Source organism: Yoonia sp. (assembly GCF_042093035.1).
Classification (GTDB): Bacteria; Pseudomonadota; Alphaproteobacteria; order Rhodobacterales; family Rhodobacteraceae; genus Yoonia.
Genome location: NZ_JBELFI010000161.1, coordinates 1 through 4,129 on the forward strand (window position 1 = coordinate 1; position 4,129 = coordinate 4,129).

The 4,129-nt window shown below is 55.5% G+C and carries 5 protein-coding genes and 1 pseudogene; 3 read left to right on the top strand and 3 right to left on the bottom strand.

The window, feature by feature from the left end; genetic code table 11:
* The 3 genes from ACFDSS_RS13785 to pcaQ form a co-directional block, all read right to left on the bottom strand.
* The coding region (locus ACFDSS_RS13785; RefSeq protein WP_375256299.1) for an enoyl-CoA hydratase-related protein at positions 1-286 on the bottom strand (286 nt) is incomplete at its 3' end.
* 10 nt (positions 287-296) lie between these two features.
* Positions 297-1,061: an SDR family NAD(P)-dependent oxidoreductase gene (locus ACFDSS_RS13790; protein WP_375256300.1), complete on the bottom strand. Its 765-nt coding sequence runs from the start codon at positions 1,059-1,061 to the stop codon at positions 297-299.
* 120 nt (positions 1,062-1,181) lie between these two features.
* Positions 1,182-2,108 carry a pca operon transcription factor PcaQ gene (gene pcaQ / locus ACFDSS_RS13795; RefSeq protein ID WP_375256301.1) on the bottom strand — a complete coding sequence of 309 codons (927 nt, stop codon included), beginning with the start codon at positions 2,106-2,108 and terminating at the stop codon, positions 1,182-1,184.
* Between the two features lie 114 nt (positions 2,109-2,222).
* Here pcaQ and pobA point away from each other — a divergent pair, with 114 nt between their 5' ends.
* From pobA to ACFDSS_RS13810, 3 genes and pseudogenes are all read left to right on the top strand, one after another.
* A complete protein-coding gene (gene pobA / locus ACFDSS_RS13800; RefSeq protein ID WP_375256302.1) occupies positions 2,223-3,392 on the top strand; it encodes a 4-hydroxybenzoate 3-monooxygenase in 1,170 nt (389 codons plus the stop codon).
* Between the two features lie 11 nt (positions 3,393-3,403).
* Positions 3,404-3,784: a 4-carboxymuconolactone decarboxylase gene (pcaC, locus tag ACFDSS_RS13805; RefSeq protein WP_375256303.1), complete on the top strand. Its 381-nt coding sequence runs from the start codon at positions 3,404-3,406 to the stop codon at positions 3,782-3,784.
* Positions 3,781-4,129, top strand: a pseudogene (locus tag ACFDSS_RS13810) (protocatechuate 3,4-dioxygenase subunit beta); the annotation flags it as partial. The gene pcaC and the pseudogene ACFDSS_RS13810, both read left to right, overlap by 4 nt.

Here is a 4,129-nt window from a genome sequence, read left to right on the forward strand (position 1 = left end):
GGATCACATCCATGACGCGGTGCCAGTTGCGCGAATGGCGCATTGTGCCTTCTGCGTCTCGCTGAACGTGTTCCGACAGATCAAGACCCGAACAATAATGCCCCGCCGTGCCTGTCAGGATTACAACGCGCACGCCCTCGGGCGGGTTGGAAAAGAACCCGTCGATCGCGTCGAGAAGTTCATCGCACATTGCATTTCTTTTTGCCGGACGATTCATCGTCAGCGTCGCAACGGGCCCGTCAATTTCGACAAGCAGAACAGAGGCTATGGTTTCGGCCTTGGTCACATTGGCTTCCTTACTTAATTGGCATACGTGCAGCTGCGTCGAGACGGATCACGGTTCCGTTCAACATTGGGTTTTCGACGATACTCTGCGCAAGTTGTGCGTATTCGTCAGCGTCACCCATACGCGATGGGTACGGAACGGCCTTGAGAATCTCAGCCCGGATATCGTCGGGAAGCCCGGCACTCATGGAAGTCTCAAACAAACCCGGAGCGATGGCCATGACGCGGATGCCAAACCGGGCGAGTTCACGCGCGGCCGGAAGGGTCATCGAAACGATCCCGCCTTTGGAGGCGGAATAGGCCGCCTGTCCGATCTGCCCGTCTTCAAATGCGACAGAGGCGGTGTTGATGATCACGCCACGCGCACCGTCAGCATCTATCGGGTCTGCCGCTGCCATAGCACGGGCGGCAATGTTCATAACAGAATAGGTACCCAGAAGGTTTACCCGGAGCGCTTGCTCGAAGCTGCCGATGGTCAGACTGCCGTCACGCGGCAATATGCGTGCTGCAGTGCCAATGCCGGCGCAGTTGACGACAACACGCGGGACGCTCTGTGTTTCTTCAATTTCGCCAAACACCACTTCGATTGCCGCGCTGTTAGTTACGTCGACTCCATAGGCGGCACCGCCCACCTCTTCAGCCGTGCGCTGCGCGGCGCTCTCACTCAGGTCCAGACACGCGACCCGAGCACCAGCCTTTGCAAATCGACGAGCCGTCGCGGCCCCAAGGCCGCTCCCCGCACCCGTGATTGCTACAGATATGTCTTGTAGAATCATTAACTCACTCCCTGAAGCAATTAAGACCATGACGGAACAGTTCAGTCAATGAACAATTATAATTGTTCAATATCAGATGTTTAAAATCAATACCCCGCAAATTTTCCGCGAAATATTGGCCTAGCGGCCTTCCCCAGCCTCTAGTAATGATGCGGCACCGGAAATTGCAGACCGGAACAGGCCGACCAGCGCGGGCGCGTTCTCCTCTGACCTCGCCATAATACCAACGGCCCCTTCTGTCGGCCCCATATCAATATCCAAGGCGACAAGGCGACCAGCCTCCAAATCATCGGCGACAACCCCACGCGAAATGAACCAAACTGGCCTTAAGGCCCCCAAGGTCATTGCACGCCCTAATGCGCCGGATACGCATTCTATCCGATCACCAAAGAGCGCCATCCCCCGGGTCATCATCAATCGTGCCACCAAGGGGCGTATGGCGGCAGTTTCGGGCGGGTAAATCACGACGTCCTCTTCGATCTGCTCAAGCCGCGTGGCATCCACTCTGGGGTGATCAGGGGCCACAACAGCAACCACACTTTCCGTATAGAGTGACGTGAACGACAGCCCTCGCATCGTGTCGGACGGACCCAATCGCCCGACAACAAGATCAAGATCACCGCTTCTCAGACGGTCTGTTAGAAAGCCATGCCCGCCCTCGTCAACATGCAGGATGGTTGTCGGTGAGGAGAGCCGGAACCTTTCAATGGCCAAAGGCAAGACCTGCGCCGCGACGCTAGGCAATACACCAATCTTAAGGACGTGCCCGCCCGCTTCGGTCAAAGACGCGATACTGCTTAGCCCTTGGGTCAGTGCCGCCGTGCTTTGCTCGGCATATTGCAGAAAAACGCGACCTTCCGGTGTAAGCTGAACTCCGGAGCGATCACGGGTCATGAGCGAAACAGACAGGATGTCTTCAAGATCACTTAGCGTCTTAGAGATTGCCGGCTGCGAAAGGTTCAACTGCTCGGCCGCGCGTTTCAGCCTTTTGGCGCGCGCGATCGCCACAAATGCCTCGAGGTGGCGGAATTTTATCCGTCGGTCCATTTTTAGTTTCCAATTTCGATAAGTATACCATCACATATATCAATTTACTTTCAGTTTCGATGCATCAAAATGGACAAACATCAAGATTCGGGTCGATTATTGAAGGGGGCAAAAATGAATACACAGATTGTGATTATTGGTGGTGGTCCATCTGGTCTTCTGTTGTCCCAACTCTTGGACAAGCGCGGCATCGACAGCATTGTCTTGGAACGAAAAACCAAAGACTACGTCCTTGGTCGCATTCGCGCGGGCGTGTTGGAACAAGGGCTTGTTCGCCTAATGGAGGAAGCTGGCTGCGCCGACCGACTGCATGCCGAAGGATTTACGCACGACGGCACGCTGATCTCTTTTGGCGACGAAATGTTCCGTATCGACTTTACAAAGCACACGGGAACACCAGTCGTTGTTTATGGTCAAACCGAAGTCACGCGCGATCTTTACGATGCACGCGAAGCCGCGGGCGGGAAGATTGAGTTCAACGTCAAGGACGTGGTAATAAACGGTGCTGATACCGACGCCCCATTCGTAACATATACAGTTGCAGGCGAGACCCGTAAGATCGATTGCGATTTCGTTGCCGGTTGTGATGGGTTTCACGGCGTGAGCCGCAAGACGATCCCCGATGATGTGCGCCGAGAGTATGAGAAAGTGTACCCTTTCGGTTGGCTCGGCATCTTGAGCGAAACCCCACCCGTCAGCCACGAGTTGATTTATGCCAATTCCCCGCGCGGGTTCGCGCTTGCGTCCATGCGCAATGATAACTTGTGCCGCTATTACATCCAGTGCTCACTTGATGACACGATCGACGACTGGTCGGATGATGCATTCTGGGACGAGTTCAAGAAGCGTATTCCTGCTCAGCAGGCAGCAAGGCTCATCACCGGGCAAAGCATCGAAAAGTCAATCGCGCCGCTGCGGTCCTTTGTAACCGAACCCATGCGCTGGGGGCGATTGTTCTTATGTGGAGACGCTGCCCATATCGTACCGCCCACCGGGGCCAAAGGTCTGAACACCGCCGCATCGGACGTGCATTATCTCTACAATGGCCTACGCGACTACTACGAGAACAACAGCTCTGACGGGATCGACGCCTACTCAGCCAAGGCACTTTCCCGGATCTGGAAAGCGGAGCGGTTCAGTTGGTGGTTTTCGGCTCTGATGCACCGCTACCCTGATCAAACCGAATTTGATCAACGAATTCAGGTGGCAGAACTAGAATTCTTGCGCAGCAATGATGCTGCGCAAAAGGCGATGGCCGAGAACTACGTCGGTTTGCCGTATTGATGGAAAGCAACATGACCAACAGATACCAATCAGGCATGCAAGCCCGCCGTCAGGTCCTTGGTAACGCCCATGTAGACAAGGCCGAGGCGGGCAAGACTACATTTGATGCACCCTTTCAGGACATGATCACCGAAGGCGCCTGGGGTACGCTCTGGTCAGACGACACGATCACGCGGCGCGAACGGTCGATGCTGACGCTAGCCTTGCTGGCCGCGACGGGGAATTTCGAAGAAATTCCGATGCATATCCGCGCCACACGCAATACCGGCGCAGAACCCAAAGACGTGCTGCAGGCTTTCATGCATGTCGCCGTCTACGCGGGCGTACCTGCAGCCAACCACGCTATCAAACTTGCTAAGAAGACATATGCCGAATTGGGAGTAGAGATATGAGCTTGATAGCCCCCCCTAAGACAGGTGGTTTCGTGCCACGCGACCGTGATTGGCAGCCCGATGCGCTTACGCCATGGTACAAGACAAGCGTCAAACGCAGCCCGCAGGCGGCTTTGCTGTCTTTCCCGACAACCTTGTCAGAGGAAACCTCTCCGGTTTTTGGCCACGGGATGCTGGGTGAATTGGATAACGATCTGCTGCTCAACTACGCCAAACCCGGAGAGACTGCGATCGGGCCTCGCATTATCGTGCATGGCCGGGTGTTGGACGAAAGCGGCCGAGGTGTTCCCGGTGCTTTGGTCGAATTCTGGCAGGCCAATGCGGGCGGTCGCTATCTCCACAAGA